Raw genomic sequence first — 23,043 nt, 5'->3', positions numbered from 1 at the left:
ATGCGCATCTACGAAAAATACTTCGCTCGCCAGGTTTACCTGACGTTCATCTTCATCCTGTTCGCCTTCTCCGGCCTGTTCTTCTTCTTCGACCTCATCAACGAGCTGAACTCGGTCGGCCACGGCAACTACAAATTCCAGTACGCGGTGCTGCGCGTGGCGCTCCAGGCGCCCTCGCGGCTCTACGAGATCATCCCGGTCGCGGCACTCATAGCCGCGATCTACGTGTTCGCGCAAATGGCCGCGAATTCCGAGTACACGATCTTTCGCGTGTCGGGCCTCGCCACCAACCAGGCGCTGCGCTCGCTGCTCAAGATCGGCGTGCCGCTCGTGCTGCTGACCTACCTGATCGGAGAAGTCGTCGGCCCTTACACCGACCAGCTCTCCGAGCGCGTGCGTCTCGAGGCGTTGGGCTCGGCCGTGTCGAGCAACTTCCAGTCGGGTGTGTGGGTGAAGGACACGCTCAGCGCACGCGCCGACGGCGAGCAGGTCACGCGCTTCGTGAACGTCGGCGAACTGCTGCCCGATGCGACCATCACGAACGTGCGCATCTACGAATTCGATTCGCAGTTCCGGCTCTCCAACGTGCGCCTCGCGAAAAGCGGCACGTTCCAGCCGCCGGGCCACTGGCTGCTCAAGGACGTGACCGATACGCAACTGATCGGCGTGGCGCCGCCGCAGAACCAGCCGGTCGATGCGCTCAATCCGGTCTATCGCGCCGAGCAGACTTCGGCGCCCGAATACTCGCTGCGCTCGGAGCTCACGCCGAACATCCTTTCGGTGCTGCTCGTTTCGCCCGACCGCATGTCGATGTTCAACCTGTTCCGCTACATCCAGCATCTGACCGAGAACCATCAGGACGCGCAGCGCTACCAGATCGCGTTCTGGCGCAAGCTGCTCTACCCGTTCGCCGTGTTCGTGATGCTCGTGCTCTCGCTGCCGTTCGCGTATCTGCATACGCGCGCCGGCGTGGTGGGCATGAAGGTGTTCGGCGGGATCATGCTCGGCATGAGCTTCCAGCTCGTCAACACGCTGTTCTCGCACGTGGGTACACTGAACACCTGGCCCGCGCCGCTCACGGCGGCGACACCGGGGCTCATCTATCTCGTGGTCGGGCTGATCGGGCTCAAATGGGTCGACCGGCATTGATGCCGGTAGCGTTCAGCCGATAGTTCGGCCGCTAACTGCACAGGCTCGCAAGCATGGGCACGCATGGCATGATTCTCTTCGGCCACGGCGCGCGCGACGCGCGCTGGCAGGAGCCGTTCCAGCGGCTCGCCGCGAAGCTTGCCGCCACGCGCGGCGACGCGGGTCCGGTCGGCCTCGCCTTTCTCGAACTCATGACGCCGAGCCTGCCGGATGCGATCGCCGGCCAAGTCGCGGCAGGCTGTGACACGATCACGGTCGTGCCCGTGTTCTTTGGTCAGGGCGGCCACGTGCGCCGCGATTTGCCCGCGCTGATCGCACAATGTCAGAGCGAGCATCCGGATGTGCGCCTGCGTTGTGCCGGCGCCGTCGGCGAGGACGATGCGGTGCTCGACGCGATCGTGCGGTACTGCATCGAAAACGACCGCGACTAGAGCCCCTTACGCATAAAAAATGGGCTCGCCTTTCAGCGAGCCCGTTTTGTTTTCCTGGCCTCGTTCGCGTGGCGCTCAGGCCGCGGCGCGACGGCCTCGATGGTCGTCCTGCGCTTCGTCTTCGTGTTGCGCCTGCCCTGAGCGTTCGGCGAACGCATCGCCGATCATGAGCAGGCTCGGCTGCGCCGGGTCGAGCCAGTCCTGCGCCTCGCCCGCTGCGAGGCTCGCCAGCGTCAGCGTCAGCGTGCGCTCGCGCGCCGTGCTGCAGGCTTCGACGATCGCCACCGGCGTGGCGCCCGCGCGGCCCGCCTCGAGCAGCTGGCGCGCGATCTCGGGCGCGCTGTCACGGCCCATGTAGAAGACGAGCGAATCTGCGTTGACCTGCTCGCGGATCTCCTCGCTGCCCGCCGCGCGCGAATAGGTCGCGAGCGCCACGCTGCGCGCCACACCGCGCAGCGTGAGCGAGCGTTGCAGCGTCGCCGCGCTCGCCAGCGCCGCCGTAATGCCCGGCACGACTTCGAACGCGATGCCGGCCGCTTCGAGCGCGCGCATTTCCTCGTCGGCGCGGCCGAACAGCATCGGATCGCCGCCCTTCAGGCGCACGACCACGGCGTGCTCGCGCGCCGCATCGACGAGTTGCTTGTTGATGAAGTGCTGCGCTGTGGAGCGCTGCCCGCAGCGCTTGCCGACCGCGATGAACTTCGCGGTTGGCGGCGCGTACTCGAGCATGGCCGGCTCGACGAGCGCGTCGTGCAGCACGACGTCGGCGCTCGCGAGCAGGCGTGCGCCGCGCACCGTGATGAGGTCCGCTGCGCCCGGTCCCGCGCCGATCAGATATACCTTGCCCATATGCTTCGAATCCATTGTTGCGGCCGCGCGCGGCCGCAATCTCGCGCAGCGCCTTACGCCGAGAACGCGCGGATCATGCCCGCGGCCACCGTGTGATGCGTCGCCTCGTCGATCAGAACGAATGCGCCGGTGCCAGGATTCGCATCATACAGATCGCAGACGAGCGGCTTCTGCAGCGAGAGCGCCACGCGGCCGATATCGTTCATCGCGAGTTCGTGACGGTCGGTGGCGTGCGAGAGCGTATGCACGTCGAGCACCTGCTTGACCGCGCCGATCTTTGCGAACACCGTGCTCGTAGTCTGCTTGAGCAGATACTTGCGCTGCGGCGAAAGCGGCTCGTCGTCGAACCAGCAGAGGTCCGCTTCGAGCTTCTTCGCGGGTTGCGCGGCATCGGCCGCCGGCACGAAGGTGTCGCCGCGCGAAACGTCCACGTCTTCCGAAAGACGGATCGTCACGGTCTGGCCCGCGAACGCGCGATCCACCTGCGCCGTGCCGCCCGGCACCGGCGTGATGATTTCGGCCACCGTTGCGCTGCGGCCGGCCGGCAGCACCGAGATGGCGTCGCCGAGCTTCACTTCGCCCGCTTCGACACGGCCCATGTAGCCGCGGAAGTCGTCGGCGCTGGAACCGTCCTGGCGCGCGACCCACTGCACCGGGAAGCGCAGCGCTTCACCGGTGGCCGGCGCGAGCGGCAGTTGTTCGAGCACGTCGAGGAGCGGCTCGCCGGCGTACCACGGCATACGCTCGCTCGCGGCGACGATGTTGTCGCCCTTGAGCGCCGAAACCGGCACGAAACGCACGTCGGTGAGGCCGAGCTGGCGCGCGAGCACGACATAGGCTTCGCGAATCAGATTGAACGTCGCTTCGCTGTAGTCCACGAGATCCATCTTGTTGATCGCGACGATCACGTGCTGCAGGCCCAGCAGCTTGACGATGGCGCTGTGGCGCTTGGTTTGCGGCAGCAGTTGCGTCACACCGTTCTCGACCGTCACGCGCGTCGGGTCGATCAGGATGATCGCGGCGTGCGCCGTCGAAGCGCCCGTGACCATGTTGCGCGTGTACTGCTCGTGGCCCGGCGTGTCGGCGATGATGAACTTGCGCTTGGCCGTGGCGAAGTAGCGGTACGCCACGTCGATCGTGATGCCCTGCTCGCGCTCGGCTTCGAGGCCGTCGGTGAGCAGCGACAGGTCGATCTCGTCGCCCACCGTGCGCTTGTTCTTCGCACGCGACAGCGCCGAGAGCTGATCGCTCAGAACAGCCTTGCTGTCGTACAACAGGCGGCCGATCAGCGTGCTCTTGCCATCGTCCACGCTGCCCGCCGTGATGAAGCGCAGCACGCCGAGGTCTTCAGGTTGATGCGTCGTAACCATGTCTATTCTTTCCTCTGCGTGCTCTTTAGAAATAACCTTGCTTCTTGCGCTGTTCCATCGCGGCTTCCGACGCCTGGTCGTCCATGCGCGTCGCGCCGCGTTCCGTGATCTCGGTCACGGCCGTTTCGGCGATGATCTTCTCGACGTTGTCGGCATCGCTCGCCACCGGGCACGTGCAGCTGATGTCGCCCACGGTGCGAAAACGCACCTGCGCCATTTCGCTGACTTCGCCTTCCTTCATCGGCGTGAGCGGCGTGACCGGCACGAGCAGGCCGTTGCGGCGCACGATCTCGCGCTGGTGCGCATAGTAGATCGACGGCAGTTCGAGCTTCTCGCGCTCGATGTATTGCCACACGTCGAGTTCGGTCCAGTTGGAGATAGGGAACACGCGCAGGTGCTCGCCCTTGTGCAGACGCGCGTTGTACAGGCTCCAGAGTTCCGGGCGCTGCGCCTTCGGGTCCCACTGGCCGAATTCGTCGCGGAACGAGAAGATGCGTTCCTTCGCGCGCGCCTTTTCTTCGTCGCGGCGCGCACCGCCGATCATCGCGGTGTAGCCGTATTGCTCGATGGTTTCCAGCAGCGTGACCGCTTGCGCGGCGTTGCGCGAATCGGTTTCGCGGCGCAGGCGCACGGTGCCCTTCTTGATCGAATCTTCGACGTGACCGACCACGAGTTCCGCGCCGATTTCGGCTGCGCGGCGATCGCGGAAGTCGATCACCTCTTCGTAGTTGTGGCCCGTGTCGATGTGCACGAGTGGGAACGGCAGCGCGGTCTTGCGGTTCGCGCCGAGGCCGAACGCCTTCAATGCGAGCGCCAGCACGACGACCGAGTCCTTGCCGCCCGAGAACAGCAGCGCAGGCTTGCTGCATTCGGCGACGAGTTCACGCAGGATGTGGATCGACTCGGCTTCGAGCCAGTCGAGATGGTCCATGCGGTTCGCCGTGACCTGGAGCGGTGCGTTCACTGCTGAGTCGAGCGTGGTGCTCATGTTCGGATCCTTCGTTTATTCGCGCCCTTTTTACGGGGCGCGCAGTACTCAGTATTCGGTAGCGCGCCGGTCTTCACGACGGCGCGACAAACTTGAATCTTAGTTCGCCTGGTCGATTGACGACACTTCGGACGACACTGCGACCACCGGAATGGCCGACACGGACGTGATGTGCAAGCCACATTCCTTCGTGTCGCGCGATTCCCACCACCAGCGGCCCGCGCGGCTGTCTTCGCCGGGACGGATCGCACGGGTGCAGGGCTCGCAGCCGATGCTCGGATAGCCGCGGGCGTGCAGCGGGTTCACGGGCACGTCATTGGCGCGCAGGTAGGCCCAGACATCGGCTTCGGTCCAGTCCGCGAGCGGATTGAACTTGTCGATGTTGCGCGCTTCGTCGCGTTCTTCCTCGTGCAGCTCCGCTCGCGTGACCGACTGCTCGCGGCGCTGGCCCGTGACCCAGGCGGAAACGCCCGAGAGCGCACGGTTCAGCGGCTCGACCTTGCGGATTTCGCAGCAGCGCTTGCGCAGATCGACGCTCTCGTAGAACGCATTCAGGCCGTGCTGGGCGACGTATTCGTCCGCGGCGTCCTGTTGCGGATGAAACTGCTCGATCTCGTAGCCGTAGCGCTCGCGCACCACGTCGATCATGCCGAGCGTTTCGGCGTGCAGGCGGCCCGTGTTCAGCGAGAAGACGCCGATTTTCACGCCGCGCGAAAGAATCGCGTGCGTGAGCAGCATGTCTTCGGCTGCGAGGCTGCTGGCCAGCTTCACGTCGGCGTGACGCGCCGCAATCGAATCGAGCAGCGCGTCGAGGCGCCCGATCTTCGCCTGCAGCTCGGCCGTGATTTCGTTCGCGACGGTGCTCATGCTGCCGAACCTTGTCGCGCTTGTTGAGCCAGACGACGGCGGAACAGCGGCGACGGTTCGTCGAAGGCGCCCTGGTATTGCACCGTGAACTCGGTGAACGCCTTGAGCGCGTCGTGGATGTCCTTGTCGGCCCGCACGGCGAACGCATCGAAGCCGCAGCGCTCGTGAAAGCGCAGCTGGTCGCGCAGCACGTCGCCGATCGCGCGCAGTTCGCCCTTGTAGCCATAGCGCTCGCGCAGAAGACGGCCGATCGAGAAGCCGCGGCCATCGCGGAACACGGGGAAGTCCACGCCAATCACCGCGAGCTTGTCGAAATCGCCGGCGATATCGGCCGGTTCGCTGTCCGGCGCGAGCCACACGCCGAGTTCGTCCTTGCCGCGCGCAGCGACGAGCGCATCGCGCTGCGCTTGCCAGTAAGCGAGCGGCACCAGCACCTTGCCCGCGGGCAGCGCGCCAACCTCGGGCAATGCGCCGTCTTCGGCCGCACGCACGACTTGCCAGTTGTCTTCAACGATCTCGCGTTTTTTGATGATCAATGCCATTGCTCGAATCTCGTAGTCTCGTTGCGTTCGTTAGGCGTGGGCCGGCTGGCGCGATGCGTACACGCGCTCCTTGAACGGCGCGATGCCGAGGCGGTCGTACGTGTCGATGAAGCGCTCGCCCTCGATGCGCAGCTCGACGAACGTGTCGACCACCTTCTGGATCACGTCGGGCATCTCTTCCGCCGAGAACGACGGTCCGATCACGCGGCCAAGGCGCGCGCCGTTGCCCTGCTCGCCGCCGAGCGACACCTGGTACCACTCCGAGCCGTCCTTATCGACGCCAAGGATGCCGATGTTGCCGACGTGGTGGTGACCGCAAGAGTTCATGCAACCCGAGATATTGACCGACAGGTCGCCCAGGTCGTAGACGAAATCGAGGTTGTCGAAACGCTCCTGAATGGCCAGCGCGATGGGGATCGACTTCGCGTTGGCGAGCGAGCAGAAGTCGCCGCCCGGGCACGCGATGATGTCGGTAAGCAGGCCGATGTTCGCGGTCGCGAAACCTTGCGCCTTCGCCTTTTCCCACAGCGCGAACAGGTCGCGCTTCTTCACGTCGGCGAGGATCAGGTTCTGCTCGTGCGAGACGCGGATCTGGCCGAACGAGTATTCGTCGGCCCAGTCGGCCACGGCTTCCATCTGCGCGTCGGTGGCGTCGCCCGGCGCGATGTTGCGCGGCTTGAGCGAGAGCGTGACCGACGAATAGCCCGGCACGCGGTGCGGGCGCACGTTGCGCTCGACCCAGCGCGCGAACGCGCGGTTTTCCAGCAGATGCTTCTCGTACGACGTATCCGTGTCGGCGATCTTTTCATACGCCGGCGGCACGAAGTACTGCGAGACGCGATCGACTTCTTCCTGCGTGAGCGTCGAGGGGCCGTCCTTGAGGTGCTGCCACTCTTCTTCGACCTGCTCGGCGAACTTCGCCGGCGAGAGCGCCTTCACGAGAATCTTGATGCGCGCCTTGTACATGTTGTCGCGGCGGCCATAGCGGTTGTACACGCGCAGCACGGCTTCGCAGTAGGTCAGCAGGTGCTGCCACGGCAGGTCGCGCCTGATAATGGCGCCGACGATCGGCGTGCGGCCGAGGCCGCCGCCCGCGAGGATGCTCGCGACGATTTCGCCCTTTTCGTTACGGTCGAGGTAGACGCCCAGATCGTGGATCTGCACGGCGGCGCGGTCTTCCTTCGTACCGGAGACGGCGATCTTGAACTTGCGCGGCAGCCACGCGAATTCGGGGTGGAACGTCGACCACTGGCGCAGGATTTCGGCCCACGGGCGCGGATCGACGATCTCGTCGGGTGCGACGCCCGCGAACTGGTCGGCGGTGATGTTGCGGATGCAGTTGCCCGAGGTCTGGATGCCGTGCATCTGCACGGAAGCCAGCTTGCGCAGGATTTCCGGCGTTTCTTCGAGCTTGATCCAGTTGTACTGGATGTTCGAACGCGTCGAGAAGTGGCCGTAGCCGCGGTCGTGCTCGCGCGCGATCGTGCCGAGCATGCGGAGCTGGTCGCTGCGCAGGTTGCCGTACGGAATCGCGATGCGGTGCATGTAGGCGTGGCGCTGGTAGTACAGGCCGTTTTGCAGGCGCAGCGGACGGAACTCTTCTTCGCTCAATTCGCCCGACAGGCGGCGGCGGACCTGGTCGCTGTATTGCGCGACGCGTTCGTCGACGATGGTCTGGTCGTACTGATCGTATTGGTACATTCGGGGACCCCAGGGTTTGGTTCAATCGCTGCGTTCCGGTTACGCCGCGCTCCGACTTCTCGACTTCGCTCTTTCCGCTCTGTCCTGCCTCTCGCGAGGCGGCCGCGCCTTCCATCGCGCCGGCCATTTGCTAATGACCAAAACAGATATCCATATTGGAAAAGTTGGAGGAATGGTAATAAACTCCCCTTATATTTCAAACGACTCAAAAATCAGGTCGATATGCAAACAGGTTATAAGGATTAACTATGAACCTGCACCAGTTCCGCTTCGTCCGCGAGGCCGTACGCCAGAACTTCAACCTCACCGAAGCGGCCAAGGCACTGTATACAAGCCAGCCGGGCGTCTCGAAGGCGATCATCGAGCTGGAGGACGAGCTTGGGGTCGAGATTTTTACCCGCCACGGCAAGCGGGTGCGCTCGCTGACGGAGCCGGGCCGGATCATCCTCGCCTCGGTTGAGCGCATTCTGCAGGAAGTGGAGAGCCTCAAGCGCGTGGGCAAGGACTACGCGGCGCAGGACCAGGGCAACCTCACTATCGCGGCCACGCACACGCAAGCGCGCTACTCGCTGCCCGCCGCCATCGCCGAGTTCAAGCGGCGCTTCCCGAAGGTGCACCTCTCGATCCTCCAAGGCAGCCCGACCCAGGTCGCGGAAATGGTGCTCCATGACCAGGCCGATCTGTGCATCGCGACCGAGGCCATTTCCGGCTACAAGGAACTGGTTTCGCTGCCGTGCTTCACGTGGCATCACGTGGCGGTGATGCTGCCCGACCATCCGCTGCTCGAGCGCAAGCCGCTTTCGCTCGACGATCTGGCCCAATATCCGCTGATCACCTACGACAATGCGTTCGCCGGACGTACCAAGATCAACGACGCGTTCCGCCTGCGCGCGCTCTCGCCCGACATCGTGCTGGAAGCCATCGACGCCGACGTGATCAAGACTTATGTGGAGCTGGGCCTAGGCGTCGGGATCATGGCCGACATCGCCTTTAACGCCGAGCGCGACCGCCACCTGCGCGCGGTGCCCGTGGGACACCTGTTCGGCAGCAACGTCACGCGCGTCGCGCTCAAGCAGGGCGCTTACCTGCGCAGCTATGTGTATACGCTAGTCGAATTGCTGTCACCGAGCCTGAATCGCAAGCTCATCGAGCAGGCGCTCAAGGGCGAGCACGAGACTTACGAGCTGTAGCGTCGGGCGGCCGCGACCTCAGCCGCGCAGGAAGAAAAATCAGACAAAATCCGCATTCCAACAACATCACTTCTCGCCTGGAGACCCATCGGATGAAGCTGTACCCGCTTTTGCGCCCGCTCGCCGCGGCTTGCGCCCTTGCCGCCGCCACTTTCGCTCCGGCTGCCCACGCCGACATCAAAGTCGGCATCGACCTCTCGAGCACGGGACCCGCTGCCGCCATCGGCATCACGAGCAAGAACGCCATGCTGATGTGGCCCGACACGATCGCGGGCCAGAAGGCCGACTACATCGTGCTCGACGACGGCTCGGACCCTGGCGCCGCCGTACGCAACATCCACAAGCTCATCAACGAAGACCACGTGGACGTGATCGTCGGGCCGAACATCACGCCGGCGGCGCTCGCGGCGCTCGACCCGGTGGCGGAAAGCAAGACACCGATGATCACCCTGGTCGGCTCGGGCTCGGTGGTCGAGCCGCAGCAGGGCGCGCGCGTGTGGGCCTACAAAATGGCGCAGACCGATGCCGCCATGGCCGACGTCATGACGCGCTACATGGCCGCGCACGGCGTGAAGAGCGTGGGCTTCATCGGCTTTGCGGACAGCTACGGCGACAGCTGGCTCAACGAATTCACGAAGTATGCGAAGGAACGCAACATCCAGATCGTGGCGACCGAGCGCTACAACCGCACCGACGCGAGCGTGACCGGCCAGATTCTCAAGCTGATGGCGGCCAGGCCGGACGCCATGCTGATCGCGGGCGCAGGCACGCCGACCGTGCTGCCGCAGCGCACGCTGATCGAGCGCGGCTACAAGGGGCCGATCTACCAGACACACGGCATTGCCACGCCTGAATTCATCAAGCTGGGCGGCAAGGACGTGGAAGGCACCCTGTTCCCGACCCAGCCCGTGGTGGTGGCGCGCACGCTGCCCGCCGACCAGCCGGCGCAAAAGGCGGCGCTCGCCTTCGTCGATGCCTACGAGGCGAAGTACGGCCCCGGCACCGTCACGCAATTCGCAGGCGACGCGGCCGGCGTGTACCCGCGCTTGCAGGACGCGGTTGCGCGCGCCCTCAAGACCGCGCAGCCGGGCACCGAGGCGTTCCGCGTGGCGTTGCGCAGCGAGCTGGAGCACGCTCACGAAGTCGTCGTGCCCAACGGCATGGTGAACACGAGCCCGACGGACCACGTGGGCCTCGACCAGCGCGCGAGCGTGATGGGCACGGTACGCGGGGGCAAGTTCGTGTACCTGGGGCAATAGGCGCCATGAGCGGCGGCGCCCTGCCGCCGCTCAGTCGATAGCGTCAGGCCAGCGGCGCGCGCCGTGCAGCACGCGCAATATCGTGAGCGCCTCGTTCTCGTACCGGTAAGCGAGCACGAGAGGCGTTGATTCGACCACCAGTTCGCGTGTGCTGCTCACGCGGCCAACCCGGCCCAGGTTGGGGAAAAGCCGCAGACGTCGAACGGATGCCGAAATCCGCTCGTCCCACGCAACCGCTCTGCGCGGGTTGCTCGTCACAGTGAAGTTGAACAGCGCTTCGCGGTCAGCCAGCGCGAGCGGTGACCAGCAAACCTTCAACTCTTCGCCTTGCGGTTGCGTGCGGGCTCCGGCTGGCCGGCCACGGCCGCGCGCCGCCTCGCGAAATGCGCCTCCACCTCTTCATCTGCCACAGTCGGCCGCGGGTCCTTCAGCGCTTCGCGTACCTTCGCCCGGAACCACGCGTCATGCGCCACCGGATCGACAGCGAAATCAAATGGCAACGCCCCCTCGTTCGCGATACGCGTGAGCAGAATGCGCACGGCGTCCGATACCGTGAGCCCCATGTTGTCGAGCACTTCAGCCGCGCGCTGCTTGAGCGCCGGATCGATGCGAACCTGTACCAATGCATTTGCGTTCATCGACTCACTCCCTGGTTTGGTCATAGCCGTTGTCGCCGACTTTGTCGCCGATTTCGTCGAATACGCAGTGTAATGCAGATGAATTACGTTGGACATGCTTGACCTTTGAAGTGGGTTAAACATGCCGCAAGTTTCACTGCCAGGCCCTACGCGCTCAATTCATCCGAATGGCCAGTCACGGCCTCACGATGCTGCGCCAGGCGCCGGCCGCCGCGCTGCTCGCGAGCATGGCCTCGATGAAGCGCAGTCCCTCCACGCCGTCGTCGACCGTCGTCAACAGCCGGCTCGCGGGCGGCGCGGGCTCTCCGGCCTCGCGCGCCATGATCTGCGCGGCGGCGTCGCGATAGAGCTGCGCGAACGCCTCCAGATACCCTTCCGGATGCCCCGGCGGCACGCGCGTGGCGTGCCGTGCGGCGGCCCCGGTCACGCGGCCGCGCGTGAGCCGCTGCGCCTCGCCGCCCTGCGGCGTGAACCACAGCAGGTTGGGCTCCTCCTGATCGAACGCGAGGGCGGCCTTGGTGCCATACACGCGCAGCCGCAACGCGTTCTCCGCGCCGCTCGCCACCTGGCTTGCCCACAGCATGCCGCGCGCGCCGTTGGCGTAGCGCAGCATGGCCTGCACATGGTCGTCCACGCGGCGGCCCGGCACGAAGGTATGCACGTCGGCCGCGAGCGATTCCGGCACGAGCGCGCTCACGAACGCCGCCAACTGATAAGCATGCGTGCCGATGTCGCCCAGACACCCCGCCGGCCCCGCGAGCGCCGGATCGGTGCGCCACACCGCCTGGCGGTTTGCGCCACCGCGCTCGACCGGATTGGCGAGCCAGTCCTGCGCATACTCGACCTGCACGATGCGCACCTCGCCAATCTCGCCCGCCTCGACCATCTCGCGCGCATGCCGCACGAGCGGATAGCCCGAATACGTATGTGTGAGCGCGAACACGAGATTCGCGTCGCGCGCGTGTTGCGCGAGCGCTTCGCCCTCGGCGAGTGAGACCGCGAGCGGCTTGTCGCAGATCACGTGTATGCCCGCCTCCATGAACGCATGGGCCACCGGCGCGTGTAGATGGTTCGGCGTGACGATGGCTACCGCGTCGATGCCGTCCTCGCGCGCGCCCTCCACGCTCGCCATCTCGCGCCAGTCGGCGTAGCTGCGCGCGAGCCCGAGCGCCTCGGCGCTCGACTGCGCGCGCGCCGCATCGGACGACAGTGCGCCCGCGACGAGTTCGAAACTGTCATCCAGACGCGCCGCGATGCGATGCACGGCGCCGATGAACGCCCCCTCGCCGCCGCCGACCATCCCGAGCCTGAGTCTTCGAGTCATTGCGTTGCTCCTGCGAGAATCGCATTCAGAGGCCGAGCACGCGCCTCACCTGCGCCGCATCGACGCCGCTGCCCGCGAAGTCGTCGAACGCATGCTCGGCCACGCGGATGAGGTGCCGCTTGATGAACTCCGCGCCTTCGCGCGCGCCGTCGTGCGGATGCTTGAGCGCGCACTCCCATTCGAGCACCGCCCAGCCCGGATAGTCGTACTGCGTGAGCTTCGAGAAGATCGCGCCGAAGTCGATCTGCCCGTCGCCGAGCGAACGAAAGCGCCCGGCGCGTTCCACCCATGCGCTGTAGCCGCCGTACACGCCTTGTTTGCCCGTTGGGCGGAATTCGGCGTCCTTCACGTGAAAGGCCTTGATGCGCGCGTGATAGAGGTCGATGAACGCGAGGTAATCGAGCTGCTGCAGCACGAAGTGGCTCGGGTCGTAGAGGATGTTCGCGCGCGGATGATCGCCCACGGCCGCAACAAAGCGCTCGAACGTCACGCCATCGTGCAGATCCTCGCCCGGATGCAGTTCGTAGCAGACGTCCACCCCCGCTGCATCGAACGCGTCGAGAATCGGCCGCCAGCGGCGCGCGAGTTCGTCGAAGGCGGCTTCGACGAGCCCCGCCGGCCGCTGCGGCCACGGATAGAAGTACGGCCACGCGAGCGCGCCCGAAAACGTCACGTGCGCGCTGAGCCCAAGATTCTTCGAAGCGCGCGCGGCCAGCATCAACTGCTCGACGGCCCACGCCGTGCGCGCTTCGCGATCGCCGCGCACCTGCGGCGGCGCGAAGCCGTCGAACAGCGTGTCGTAGGCGGGATGTACGGCCACGAGTTGTCCTTGCAGATGCGTGGAAAGCTCGGTGACCGTCACGCCCGCGTCGTCGGCCTGCTGGCGCAGGTCGTCGCAGTACGCCACGCTCGACGCGGCCTGCGCGAGATCGACGAGGCGCGCATCGGTGGGCACCTGGATGCCCTTGTAGCCGAGCTGGGCCGCCCAGCCGGCCATGTGCGCGAAACTGTCGAACGGCGCGTCGTCGCCGAGAAACTGCGCGAGGAATATCGCTGGGCCTTTGATCGTCTTCATCGCAAGCCCCGTCCTCAGAACGGCGAATCAGGGAAGTAGAACTGCTTCGCGTTCTCCTTGGTGATCAGCACCGAGGGAATGATCGTCGTGGGCGGCAGCGACTTGCCCTGCAAACGCGCTTCGGCGGTGAGCTTGACCGCGTCGTAGATAAACTTCGGCGAATACGACACATCGGCCTTGATGAGCGCATCGCCGTCCATCACGCGCTTGACCATCTCCTTCGACCCCGCGCCGCCGAACACGATCTTGATGTCGTTGCGCTTGGCCTGATCGATTGCCTTGAGCACACCCACGGCCATGTCGTCGTCGGCGGCCCAGACGGCGTCGATGTGCTTGAAGCGCGTCAGGTAGTCCTGCATCGTGCGGAACGCGTCGTCGCGGTTCCAGTTCGCGTATTTCGCATCGAGGATCTTGATGCCGGGATAGCCCTTGAGCACCGACGTGAACGCGGTCCAGCGCTCGTTGTCGAGCGTGGTCGGAATGCCGCGCAGCGCGACGATATCGCCCTTGCCGCCCAGCTGCTTCGCGAGATATTCGGCGGGGATCTTGCCGAACGCCGTGTTGTCGCCGGCCACATAGGCATCCTGCGCGCTCGTGTCGGTCAGGCCGCGATCGACCACCGTCACGTACACGCCCTGCTTCTTCACCTGCGCAACCGGCTGCGTGAGCGAAGCCGATTCGTACGGGAAGATCACGAGCGCGTTGATCTTGTTGACGGTCACGAGGTCCTGCAACTGGTTCGCCTGATCGGGCGCGTTCGCCGCCGTCTTGACGATGACCTTGAGGTCCGGGTGCGCCTTTTCGAGGTCCTTCTTCGCCTCGTTCGCCCACCAGACGATGCCGCCCGTGAAGCCATGGTCGGCCGTGGGAATCGCCACGCCCAGCGTGACCTTGTCGTCGGCGCGCGCCGCGCCCGCACCGAACGTCGCCGCTATGCCAAGCGCCAGCGCGCCCGCACACATCGTTCGAATCATCTTCTTCATGATGCTGTCTCCTATCGTGCGGGCCCGCGCCCGTTCTTGCGTTGAGTTTTCGCTGCCTCCTTCGACTTCCCCACCGCCCTGCCAGATCTGCTTCGAAATTCTTACCGTCTGCCGCGCTGCAGGAAGGCCACCGCAATGATCGCCACGCCCTGCACCGCCGCATTCAGATACACGCTGATGATGCTCGTGAGATTGAGAATATTGGCGATGACCGAGAGCAGCACCGCGCCGACCACGGTGCCCGCCACGCGCCCCTCGCCGCCCTTGAGCGCCGTGCCGCCCACCACCACGGCGGCGATCGCCTCCAGTTCCCACAACAAGCCCGTAGTCGGCGTGGCGGAGCCGAGGCGCGGCACATAGAGCACGGTCGCCACGCCCACGCACACGCCCAGCAGCACGTAGGTTGCGCACTTCACGCGATCGACGCGAATCGCCGCATAGCGCGCGACCAGCTCGTTCGAGCCGATCGCCTGCACGTGCCGCCCGAACGCCGTGCGGTTGAGAATGAGCGCGCCGCCCGCCGCCGTGAGCGCGAACACCCAAACGGGCACCGGAATGCCGAAGAGGCTCGCGTAATAGACCGGCCCGTAGAAGTCGACGAGATTGTTCTGCAGCGTGAGCGCGCCGCCATCGGCAAGCCAGGTGAGCACCGAGCGGAAGATGCCGAGCGTGCCGAGCGTGACGATGAAAGGCTCGATGCGCCCGCGCGTGATCAGCAAGCCATGGGCGAGCCCGAACACCGCGCCGAGCACGAGCGCGATCGCAATGCCGATCGCGACGATGGCCAGGGGTGCAAACGCGTGTTCGCTCGCCGCCAGCGTATTCATCACCCAGATCATCACGCCCGCGATCAGTGCGGCCATCGAGCCGACCGACAGATCGATGCCGCCCGAAATGATCACGAACGTCATCCCCACGGAAATGATGCCGATGAACGAGGTGCGCGTGAGCACATTGAGCAGGTTGCCGGCGGTGGCGAAATCGCGGTTGAGCAGCGTGCCGAGCACGCACAGCAGGATCAGGCCGATGAGCGGTCCGACGCTCGCGAGCCGGTGCACGAATCGCGCCGCGGCCGAGCGCGCGCCACGGCCTTCGGACGCCGCGTCAGTGGGTGCCGGTTGCATGAGCGATCAGCTCCTCTTCGTTCAGATGTTCGTGCCCGAGTGTGGCGACGAGCCGGCCCGCGCGCATCACGGCCACGCGATGCGCGAGCCCGATCAGCTCGACCAGTTCGGACGAGATTACGACGACCGCGCGCCCCGAGGCCGCGAGCCGCTGGATCAGAAAATAGATGTCGCGCTTCGCGCCCACGTCCACGCCGCGCGTGGGCTCGTCGAGCACGATCACGCGCGGGTCGGGCTGCAGGAACTTGGCGAGCGCGAGCTTCTGCTGGTTGCCGCCCGAGAGCATGCGCGCGCGGCTGTCGAGGTCGCCCGTGCGGATGCCGAATTCGCGCACCGCCTTCTCCAGCGCGCGGCGGGCCGCCTTCAGATCGAGCAGCGGATGGCCGTAGCGCTCGAGCGTCATGAGCGTAAGGTTGTCCTGCAGCGTGAGATTCATGTGCAGGCCGCGTCCTTTTCTGTCTTCGCTCAGGTACGTAAGGCCGTGGCGCATTGCGTCGCGCGGATGGCGCAGCGTCACCGCGCGGCCGTCGATCTCGATCTCGCCCGCGTGCTTGTGGCGCAAGCCGACGATCGCCTCGAACGCCTCGCTTCGCCCCGCGCCCACGAGTCCTGCGAAGCCGAGAATCTCGCCCGCGCGCACCTCGAAGCCCAGATCCTCGACCCACCCCGGCACGCTCAGATGCGTCACGCGCAGCGCCACGGGGGCAATCTCGGGCGCCGCGCCTTTCTCCGGAAACATGTCGGAGACGTCGCGGCCGACCATCAGGTTCGCCATCTGCTGGCGCGCGAGCCCCGCCGTCGCGCTCGCGGCGACAAAGCGGCCGTCGCGCATCACGACCACGTCGTCGGTGATGGTCTCCACCTCGTCGAGTTTGTGCGAGATGTAGACGAGTGTCGTGCCCGCGGCGCGCAGCTTCGTCATCAGCGCGAAAAGGCGTGCGGTTTCGGCGGGCGTGAGCGTGGCCGTGGGCTCGTCCATGATGAGCAGGCGCGCGTGCCGCGACAGCGCCTTGGCGATCTCCACGAGCTGTTTCTCGGCGACGATCAGGTCGCGCACCTTCACGTCCGGGTCGCGCGAAAGCCCCACCTGCGCGAGCAGTTCGCGCGCTTCGCGGCGCATGGCGGCGTCGTCGACGAGCCAGCCTTTGCGCTTCTCGTGGCCGAGGAAGATGTTCTGCGCGATCGTCAGGTGCTCGGCCAGGTTGAACTCCTGGTGGATCAGCACGATGCCGGCGGCTTCGGCCTCGCGCGAACCGTCGAAGCGGCGCGCCACGCCGTCCACCAGCATCTCGCCCGCGCTCGCGTTTTCGTAGCCCGCGAGGATCTTCATGAGCGTCGACTTGCCCGCGCCGTTCTCGCCGAGCAGCCCGTGGATGCGCCCCGGCGCGAGCTCGAAGCTCACGCCGTGCAGCACGCGCACGGGACCGAAGTCCTTGCGGATGTCGTTGAACTTCACGGCGACGCTCATGCGCGTGCGCTCCTCCAGTACTGGCGCTTGTGGCTTTGCGGGTTGCGGCGAGCGGCTTAACACCGCCCGCCTGTCGACCGGAGTTAGGGCTTTAGCCCTTACTCCGGTCCCATGCACAGCAGAACACCGCTGGTCTCCCCTGCTATGTATCCGCTTGTGTTTCTGGCTTCACCCGCTCTCGCGCACCACCAGCCGATGCGGCAGCAGCACGCCCGGCACGCTCGCGTGCGGGTCGGCGAAACGCCGCAGCAACAGGCGCGCGGCCGTCTCGCCCAGTTCCCGCATGGGCTGCGCGATCGTCGTGAGCGGCGGGTCGATCTGCGCGGCGAGCGCGATATCGTCGAAGCCGACCACGGCGACGTCGTGCGGCACGCGCCGGCCCGCACCGCGCAGGCCGTTGACCACGCCTACCGCGAGCGTGTCCGACACCGCGAAGATCGCGTCGGGCGCCTCGCCGGGCGGCAACTGCATGAGCGCGGCGGCGGCCTGCGCGCCCGCGTCGTAGTCGAGGCAGTTCACGTTCACGCGCCAGGCGTCACGCATCGCGATGCCCGCTTCGCCGAGCGCATCGCGCCAGCCGTCGCGGCGCTGCTGCGCGTAGAGATAGTGCTCGTCGGAGTTGATGAGCGCGACACGTCGCCGCCCCCGCGCGATCAGATGACGCACGGCGTCGTGCGCGGCCCGGTAGTTATCGATGCCCACATACGGCACGCCCACGTCGGGATCGAACTCGCAGCAGGCCACCCACGGCAGCGCCGTCGATTCGGCGGCCATCGACTGGTTGGCGTGCTGCACGGTCGCCGGGTCGAGGCAGATCGCCCCGTCCGCGCGATGGCGGCGCAGCAGGTCGAAGTAGCCGCGCTCGCGGCCGGCGTCGGCGCCGGTGTCGCAAAGCAGCAGGAAAAACCCATGCTGGCGCGCGACGCTGTCGATGCCGCGCACGATCCCCGCGTAAAACGGGTTGCCGAAGTCGGGCACCATCGTCAGGAGCAGCCGGCTTTCGGCCGTGCGCAGGTTGCGCGCGAGTTCGTTGACGCGGTAGCCGCTCGTTTCGATCTCGGCAAGCACGCGCTCGCGCGTGGCGGCGCGCACGTTCGCATGGCCATTGAGCACGCGCGAAACCGTCGCGACCGAGACGCCCGCGCGCTGCGCCACTGCCGCGATCGAGCCGCCACGCCCGGCGGTCTCGGCGATGGCGATGGCGTCTTCGGCTTGCGGCTGCGGCCGCAGTTGCGACGTTCTGGACGAGCGAGTGGACATGGGCGAGGCGATGGTGACCGGTTCCGGAAGCCTGCGGCGGCCGCGTCGTGAACCGTCTGGCCGCATCAAAATGTAATCGATTACATTTTTGGTACGGAAACCGCAAAACCGCAAGGTTCACGAAGCCAGGACAAACACCGATGCGTCAGTGCCCTTCGGAATTCCCTGGGCTGCCGGCGGCGCGGCCAGGCCAGTAACCGGTTTGCTACAATTCTCCGATTGCCCGACGCCCTTTTTTGCCGGGCTTCGACCCGAACCGATCCCGACCACAACGCCGAGTCACCATGAACATCGAACAAGCGCGTTTCAACATGATCGAACAGCAGATTCGCCCCTGGGAAGTGCTCGACCAGGACGTGCTGAACCTGCTCTCGATCGTCAAGCGTGAGCATTTCGTCCCCGAGGCCTATACCGCCCTCGCGTTCGCCGACCTCGAAGTGCCGCTGCCGAACGGACAGCACATGATGGCGCCGCGCGTCGAAGCGCGCGTGCTGCAGGAACTCGCGGTGAAGAAGCACGAGAGCGTGCTCGAAATCGGCGCGGGCTCCGGCTACATGGCGGCGCTGCTCGCGCACCGGGCGCAGAAGGTCCTGAGCGTGGAGATCGACACGGAACTCGCCGAATTCGCGCGCGCGAACTTCGTCAAGAACGGCGTGCTGAACGCCGAAGTCGTGGTCGGCGACGGCGCACGCGGCTGGGCCGCAAATGCGCCGTACGACGTGATCTGCGTCTCGGGCGGCCTGCCGGTCGTGCCGCAGGAACTGCTCGAGCAGCTCAAGGTGGGCGGGCGATTGGCCGCTTTCGTGGGCGGCGCACCGGTCATGGAAGCGCAGATCATCACGCGCATCGACGAAAAGCAGTTCCGTATTGCCGGCGTGTTCGAAACGTATGTCGAGCCGCTGCAGAACGCCGTGCATCCGCCGCGCTTCAAGTTCTAAGGCGCCGCCAACCTGCCGCATCGCCGGGTCCCTTGCACAGCAGCCCGGCTTACTTACCCGATTGAGTGTTCCATGCAGAATCTGACCGCCCCCGCCCTCGCCGAATGGCTTGCCGACACCTCGCGCGAGACTCCCGTACTGCTCGACGTGCGCGAGCCGTGGGAAATCGAAACGGCAAAGATCGCCGGCAGCATGTCGATCCCCATGCGCGAGATCCCCGCGCGCAGCGAGGAACTGGACGACGAGGCGCAGATCGTCTGCATTTGCCACCACGGCGCGCGCAGCGCCCAGGTGGCGATGTTCCTCGAGTCGCGCGGCTACACGAAGGTGTTCAACCTGCAAGGCGGCATCGACGCCTGGTCGCGTCAGGTAGACCCCAAGGTGCCGACGTACTGAGCAGGCGCACGCCCGCGTAACGAAACGGCGCGAAGGGCGCGGCTCCGGCCGCGCCCTTTGTCATTTCTGGACCATTCGCCTCGGTCCACTGCGTGCGCCCACCCGCACGCCCCTCATGCACAACGATGCAGCGCGCCCTGCCGCACCGTTCGTCCCGCTTCATGCATGCGCGCACTGGGACGATGCAGCGCGCCCGAACATGCGTCTCGCTGCACCACAATCGCCCGCCCGTTGCGTCACCGCCGATGCGCCCAGCATCGCCGCGCGCCTTATGGGGCAAGCCTGGCGCTTGACCTGCGCGCTGGCACAACGCTTGCAGAAGGTTATGCGCAAGACACGCCACACACACCGGGCGGCGCGCAAGACGATAAACGACCACGCGCCACGGCCCACGACTCACTCACGGACAAGAGGCACAAAAATGAAACGTCGCAGTCTGTTGAAACTCGGGACGATGTCGGGCGCACTCGCGGCTGCGGGGCGCGTGCCGTTCGCGCACGCGGACACCGGCAGCGGGCCGATCAAGGTCGGCGTCCTGCACTCGCTCTCGGGCACGATGGCCATTTCGGAGACCTCACTGAAAGACACCGCGTTGATGACGATTGCAGACATCAACAAGAACGGCGGCGTGATGGGGCGTCAGATCCAGCCCGTGGTCGTCGATCCGGCCTCGAACTGGCCGCTCTTCGCCGAAAAGGCGCGCCAGCTCCTCACGCAGGACAAGGTGGCCTGCGTGTTCGGCTGCTGGACCTCGGTGTCGCGCAAGTCGGTGCTGCCGGTGTTCGAGGAACTCAACGGCCTGCTCTACTACCCCGTGCAATACGAAGGGGAAGAGATGTCGCGCAACGTGTTCTACACGGGCGCGGCGCCCAACCAGCAGGCCATCCCGGCGGTGGAATACCTGATGAGCGCCGAAGGCGGCGGCGCGAAGCGCTACTTCCTGCTCGGCACCGACTACGTGTATCCGCGCACGACCAACAAGATCCTGCGCGCCTTCCTGCACTCCAAGGGCGTGAAAGACAGCGATATTCAGGAGGTCTACACACCGTTCGGCCATAGCGACTATCAGACCATCGTCGCAAACATCAAGACGTTCTCGCAAGGCGGCAAGACCACGGTTGTTTCGACCATCAACGGCGACTCGAACGTGCCGTTCTACAAGGAGCTCGGCAACCAGGGGATCAAGGCGACCGACGTGCCCGTGGTCGCGTTCTCCGTGGGCGAGGAAGAGTTGCGCGGCATCGACACGAAGCCGCTCGTGGGGCATCTCGCGGCGTGGAATTACTTCATGTCGGTGAAAGGCCCGAACAACACGAAGTTCAAGGAGCAGTTCGAAGCCTGGGTGCAGGCGAACAACCTGCCCGGCGGCAGCAAACGCGTGACCAACGACCCGATGGAAGCCACCTTCGTAGGCATCCATATGTGGAAGCAGGCCGTGGAAAAGGCGAAGAGCACCGATGTGGACAAGGTCCGCGTGGCGATGATCGGCCAGACCGTGGCGGCGCCCTCGGGCTTCACGCTCACGATGGACGGCAACCACCACCTGCACAAGCCGGTGATGATCGGCGAGATTCGCGGCGACGGCCAGTTCAACGTCGTGTGGAAAACGAAGACCGCCGTGCGCGCGCAGCCGTGGAGCCCGTTCATCGCCGGCAACGCAGGCAAGCCGGATGTGGTCACCTCGAACGCGCTGCCCGCGTTCCTGCGCCGCTCGCGCGTGGCCTGACGTTGTCTTTCGCGAGCGCTGCGCCGCAAGGTAGCGCGCTCGCGTGCCCTGTTCACGGGCCGCGGCGTAACGGCAGCGTGTTGCGCTGTGGTCCGCACCAAAAAAGAAAGCACCATGGCTCTCTCACTCCCGAGGTATGCGCGCGCGGGCTTGCGCCACACGCTCGCCGCGGCTGCGCTCTTCACGGCGCTATGCACATGCGCGCACGCACTGGATGCGGCCGACGTCGCCCCGCTGGGCGGCGACGATTTCGACGCGAAGTCCGCGGCCATCGACAAGCTCATCGCAACGCACGACGCCGCTTCGCTTGCGATCCTCAAGGCACTCGCCGACGACAACGTCACGGCAACCGATTCGGGCGAAGTGCTGGTGCAGGATGGCGCCGATGGACAAGGCGCGCGCGACGCCGCCTCGGGCCAGCCTGTCGCCGCAAACATCGCGTCGAGCGCGCAGCCCATCACGCTGAACAACCTGTTGCGCTCGAAGGTCGCAGGCGCGGTCTCGGGTCTGCAACTCGCCTCGCCCGAGCAGGAAACGCGCCGCGCTGCCATCACCGCGTTGCTGAAGAACCCCGACCCGGCCATGAAGCCGATGATCGACGCCGCGCGCGCGAAGGAAACCGACCCGGCGCTCAAGCGCCGTCTCGACACGCTCTGGGCCATGACCGCGCTGCACGATCCGAACGCGGCCACGCGCCTCGAGGCGGCGAAGCTCGTCGCGGCGCGCCACGACCTCGACATGTACGAACTGCTGCGCCCACTCGTCGCGAAGAATGCGAGCGGCGCGTACAACGAGCCCGATGCCGGAGTGCGCGCAGCGGTGCAGCAAGGCATCGACGCGCTCGACGCCATCCAGCGCCGCAGCGAGATCGCCGGCACGCTGTTCGCGGGCCTGTCGCTCGGCAGCGTGCTGCTGCTCGCCGCGCTCGGCCTCGCCATCACCTATGGGCTCATCGGCGTCATCAACATGGCGCACGGCGAGTTCCTGATGATCGGCGCGTACGCAACCTATGTCGTCCAAACGCTCGTGCAGCGCTACGCGCCCGGCGCGTTCGACTGGTATCCGCTCTTCGCGATTCCCGCTTCGTTCGTCACCGCAGCGCTCGTGGGCGCGGCAATCGAGCGGCTCGTGATCCGCCACCTCTACGGCCGCCCGCTCGAAACGCTGCTCACGACGTTCGGCATCAGCCTCATCCTCATTCAGGCTACGCGCATGATCTTCGGCGCGCAGAACGTGCAGGTCGAAAACCCCTCCTGGATGAGCGGCGGCGTGAGCGTCATGCCCAACCTCATCCTGCCGTACAACCGTCTCGCGATCCTCGCGTTCTCGCTGATCGTCGTGGGCATCGCGTGGACCGTCCTCACGAAGACGCGTCTTGGCCTGTTCGTGCGCGCGGTCACGCAAAACCGCCGCATGGCCGCCTGCGTGGGCGTGCGCACCGCGCGTGTTGACGCGTGGGCCTTCGCGTTCGGCGCGGGCGTGGCAGGCCTTGGTGGCTGCGCGCTCTCGCAGATCGGCAACGTCGGTCCCGATCTCGGCCAGAGCTACATCATCGATTCGTTCATGGCCGTGGTGCTGGGCGGCGTCGGGCAGATCGCGGGCACCGTTATCGGCGGCTTCGGTCTCGGGCTCGTCTCCAAGGCCATCGAGCCGTTCTGGGGCGCCGTGCTCGCGAAGATCGCCGTGCTCGTGCTGATCGTGCTCTTCATCCAGAAGCGTCCGCAGGGTCTGTTCGCCCTCAAGGGCCGCAGCGCGGAGGCATGAC

Annotated in this window: 22 protein-coding genes; 8 read left to right on the top strand and 14 right to left on the bottom strand. The window is 66.0% G+C overall.

Annotated features, from left to right (window positions below; translation table 11 throughout):
- Together lptG and M3I53_RS29960 are read left to right on the top strand one after the other, a co-directional pair.
- Complete coding sequence (lptG, locus tag M3I53_RS29965) at positions 1–1,149, top strand: LPS export ABC transporter permease LptG (protein ID WP_254319427.1); 1,149 nt, start codon at positions 1–3, stop codon at positions 1,147–1,149.
- A gap of 53 nt (positions 1,150–1,202) precedes the next feature.
- Complete coding sequence (locus M3I53_RS29960) at positions 1,203–1,580, top strand: sirohydrochlorin chelatase (protein WP_254319426.1); 378 nt, start codon at positions 1,203–1,205, stop codon at positions 1,578–1,580.
- A gap of 75 nt (positions 1,581–1,655) precedes the next feature.
- Here the strand turns inward: M3I53_RS29960 and cobA are convergent, their stop codons facing one another.
- From cobA to M3I53_RS29930, 6 genes are all read right to left on the bottom strand, one after another.
- The gene (gene cobA, locus M3I53_RS29955; RefSeq protein WP_254319425.1) at positions 1,656–2,429 is read right to left on the bottom strand and encodes a uroporphyrinogen-III C-methyltransferase; all 774 of its coding nucleotides are present in this window, start codon (positions 2,427–2,429) and stop codon (positions 1,656–1,658) included.
- 53 nt (positions 2,430–2,482) lie between these two features.
- A complete protein-coding gene (locus tag M3I53_RS29950; RefSeq protein WP_254319424.1) occupies positions 2,483–3,799 on the bottom strand; it encodes a sulfate adenylyltransferase subunit 1 in 1,317 nt (438 codons plus the stop codon).
- A 25-nt stretch (positions 3,800–3,824) separates the two neighbouring features.
- On the bottom strand, positions 3,825–4,787 hold the full coding sequence (gene cysD / locus M3I53_RS29945) for a sulfate adenylyltransferase subunit CysD (protein WP_069265465.1): 963 nt from the start codon (positions 4,785–4,787) through the stop codon (positions 3,825–3,827).
- A 99-nt stretch (positions 4,788–4,886) separates the two neighbouring features.
- Positions 4,887–5,654, bottom strand: coding sequence for a phosphoadenylyl-sulfate reductase (locus M3I53_RS29940; RefSeq protein WP_254319423.1), 768 nt, complete (start codon positions 5,652–5,654; stop codon positions 4,887–4,889).
- Positions 5,651–6,196 (bottom strand): DUF934 domain-containing protein, encoded by a 546-nt coding sequence (locus M3I53_RS29935; RefSeq protein ID WP_254319422.1) that lies wholly within the window; start codon positions 6,194–6,196, stop codon positions 5,651–5,653. The genes M3I53_RS29940 and M3I53_RS29935 overlap by 4 nt, the downstream gene beginning before the upstream one ends.
- A 30-nt stretch (positions 6,197–6,226) precedes the next feature.
- Complete coding sequence (locus M3I53_RS29930; RefSeq protein ID WP_254319421.1) at positions 6,227–7,897, bottom strand: nitrite/sulfite reductase; 1,671 nt, start codon at positions 7,895–7,897, stop codon at positions 6,227–6,229.
- 248 nt (positions 7,898–8,145) lie between these two features.
- Here M3I53_RS29930 and M3I53_RS29925 point away from each other — a divergent pair, with 248 nt between their 5' ends.
- Both M3I53_RS29925 and M3I53_RS29920 read left to right on the top strand, forming a co-directional pair.
- Positions 8,146–9,087, top strand: coding sequence for a CysB family HTH-type transcriptional regulator (locus M3I53_RS29925; RefSeq protein ID WP_028210583.1), 942 nt, complete (start codon positions 8,146–8,148; stop codon positions 9,085–9,087).
- Between the two features lie 92 nt (positions 9,088–9,179).
- Positions 9,180–10,346, top strand: a complete 1,167-nt coding sequence (locus M3I53_RS29920) for an ABC transporter substrate-binding protein (RefSeq protein WP_254319420.1) — start codon at positions 9,180–9,182, stop codon at positions 10,344–10,346.
- Between the two features lie 30 nt (positions 10,347–10,376).
- Here the strand turns inward: M3I53_RS29920 and M3I53_RS29915 are convergent, their stop codons facing one another.
- The 8 genes from M3I53_RS29915 to M3I53_RS29880 all read right to left on the bottom strand — a co-directional run bounded on the left by M3I53_RS29915 (position 10,377) and on the right by M3I53_RS29880 (position 18,218).
- Positions 10,377–10,664: a type II toxin-antitoxin system RelE/ParE family toxin gene (locus M3I53_RS29915; protein WP_254319419.1), complete on the bottom strand. Its 288-nt coding sequence runs from the start codon at positions 10,662–10,664 to the stop codon at positions 10,377–10,379.
- On the bottom strand, positions 10,661–10,984 hold the full coding sequence (locus M3I53_RS29910; RefSeq protein ID WP_254319418.1) for a type II toxin-antitoxin system RelB/DinJ family antitoxin: 324 nt from the start codon (positions 10,982–10,984) through the stop codon (positions 10,661–10,663). The genes M3I53_RS29915 and M3I53_RS29910 overlap by 4 nt, the downstream gene beginning before the upstream one ends.
- Positions 10,985–11,159: 175 nt before the next feature.
- A complete protein-coding gene (locus M3I53_RS29905) occupies positions 11,160–12,308 on the bottom strand; it encodes a Gfo/Idh/MocA family protein (RefSeq protein WP_254319417.1) in 1,149 nt (382 codons plus the stop codon).
- A 25-nt stretch (positions 12,309–12,333) separates the two neighbouring features.
- A complete protein-coding gene (locus M3I53_RS29900) occupies positions 12,334–13,383 on the bottom strand; it encodes a sugar phosphate isomerase/epimerase (protein WP_254319416.1) in 1,050 nt (349 codons plus the stop codon).
- Between the two features lie 14 nt (positions 13,384–13,397).
- Entirely contained in the window at positions 13,398–14,366 is a 969-nt protein-coding gene (locus M3I53_RS29895) for a substrate-binding domain-containing protein (protein ID WP_254319415.1), read from the bottom strand.
- Between the two features lie 101 nt (positions 14,367–14,467).
- Positions 14,468–15,490 (bottom strand): ABC transporter permease, encoded by a 1,023-nt coding sequence (locus M3I53_RS29890; RefSeq protein WP_254319414.1) that lies wholly within the window; start codon positions 15,488–15,490, stop codon positions 14,468–14,470.
- Positions 15,471–16,958: a sugar ABC transporter ATP-binding protein gene (locus M3I53_RS29885; RefSeq protein ID WP_254319413.1), complete on the bottom strand. Its 1,488-nt coding sequence runs from the start codon at positions 16,956–16,958 to the stop codon at positions 15,471–15,473. Before M3I53_RS29885 ends, M3I53_RS29890 begins: the two co-directional genes overlap by 20 nt.
- Positions 16,959–17,126: 168 nt before the next feature.
- A complete protein-coding gene (locus tag M3I53_RS29880; RefSeq protein ID WP_254319412.1) occupies positions 17,127–18,218 on the bottom strand; it encodes a LacI family DNA-binding transcriptional regulator in 1,092 nt (363 codons plus the stop codon).
- 284 nt (positions 18,219–18,502) lie between these two features.
- On the opposite strand from M3I53_RS29880, the gene M3I53_RS29875 reads away from it, so the two are divergent.
- From M3I53_RS29875 to urtB, 4 genes are all read left to right on the top strand, one after another.
- Complete coding sequence (locus tag M3I53_RS29875) at positions 18,503–19,156, top strand: protein-L-isoaspartate O-methyltransferase (RefSeq protein ID WP_254319411.1); 654 nt, start codon at positions 18,503–18,505, stop codon at positions 19,154–19,156.
- Between the two features lie 72 nt (positions 19,157–19,228).
- Positions 19,229–19,552: a rhodanese-like domain-containing protein gene (locus M3I53_RS29870; RefSeq protein WP_254319410.1), complete on the top strand. Its 324-nt coding sequence runs from the start codon at positions 19,229–19,231 to the stop codon at positions 19,550–19,552.
- Between the two features lie 421 nt (positions 19,553–19,973).
- Positions 19,974–21,278: an urea ABC transporter substrate-binding protein gene (urtA, locus tag M3I53_RS29865; protein WP_254319409.1), complete on the top strand. Its 1,305-nt coding sequence runs from the start codon at positions 19,974–19,976 to the stop codon at positions 21,276–21,278.
- 114 nt (positions 21,279–21,392) lie between these two features.
- Positions 21,393–23,042: an urea ABC transporter permease subunit UrtB gene (gene urtB, locus M3I53_RS29860; RefSeq protein ID WP_254319408.1), complete on the top strand. Its 1,650-nt coding sequence runs from the start codon at positions 21,393–21,395 to the stop codon at positions 23,040–23,042.
- Position 23,043 lies beyond the last annotated feature (1 nt).

It is taken from the genome of Paraburkholderia sp. CNPSo 3272 (genome assembly GCF_024206495.1).
Lineage (GTDB): Bacteria > Pseudomonadota > Gammaproteobacteria > Burkholderiales > Burkholderiaceae > Paraburkholderia.
This window is presented reverse-complemented; position numbering and strand designations above follow the sequence as displayed.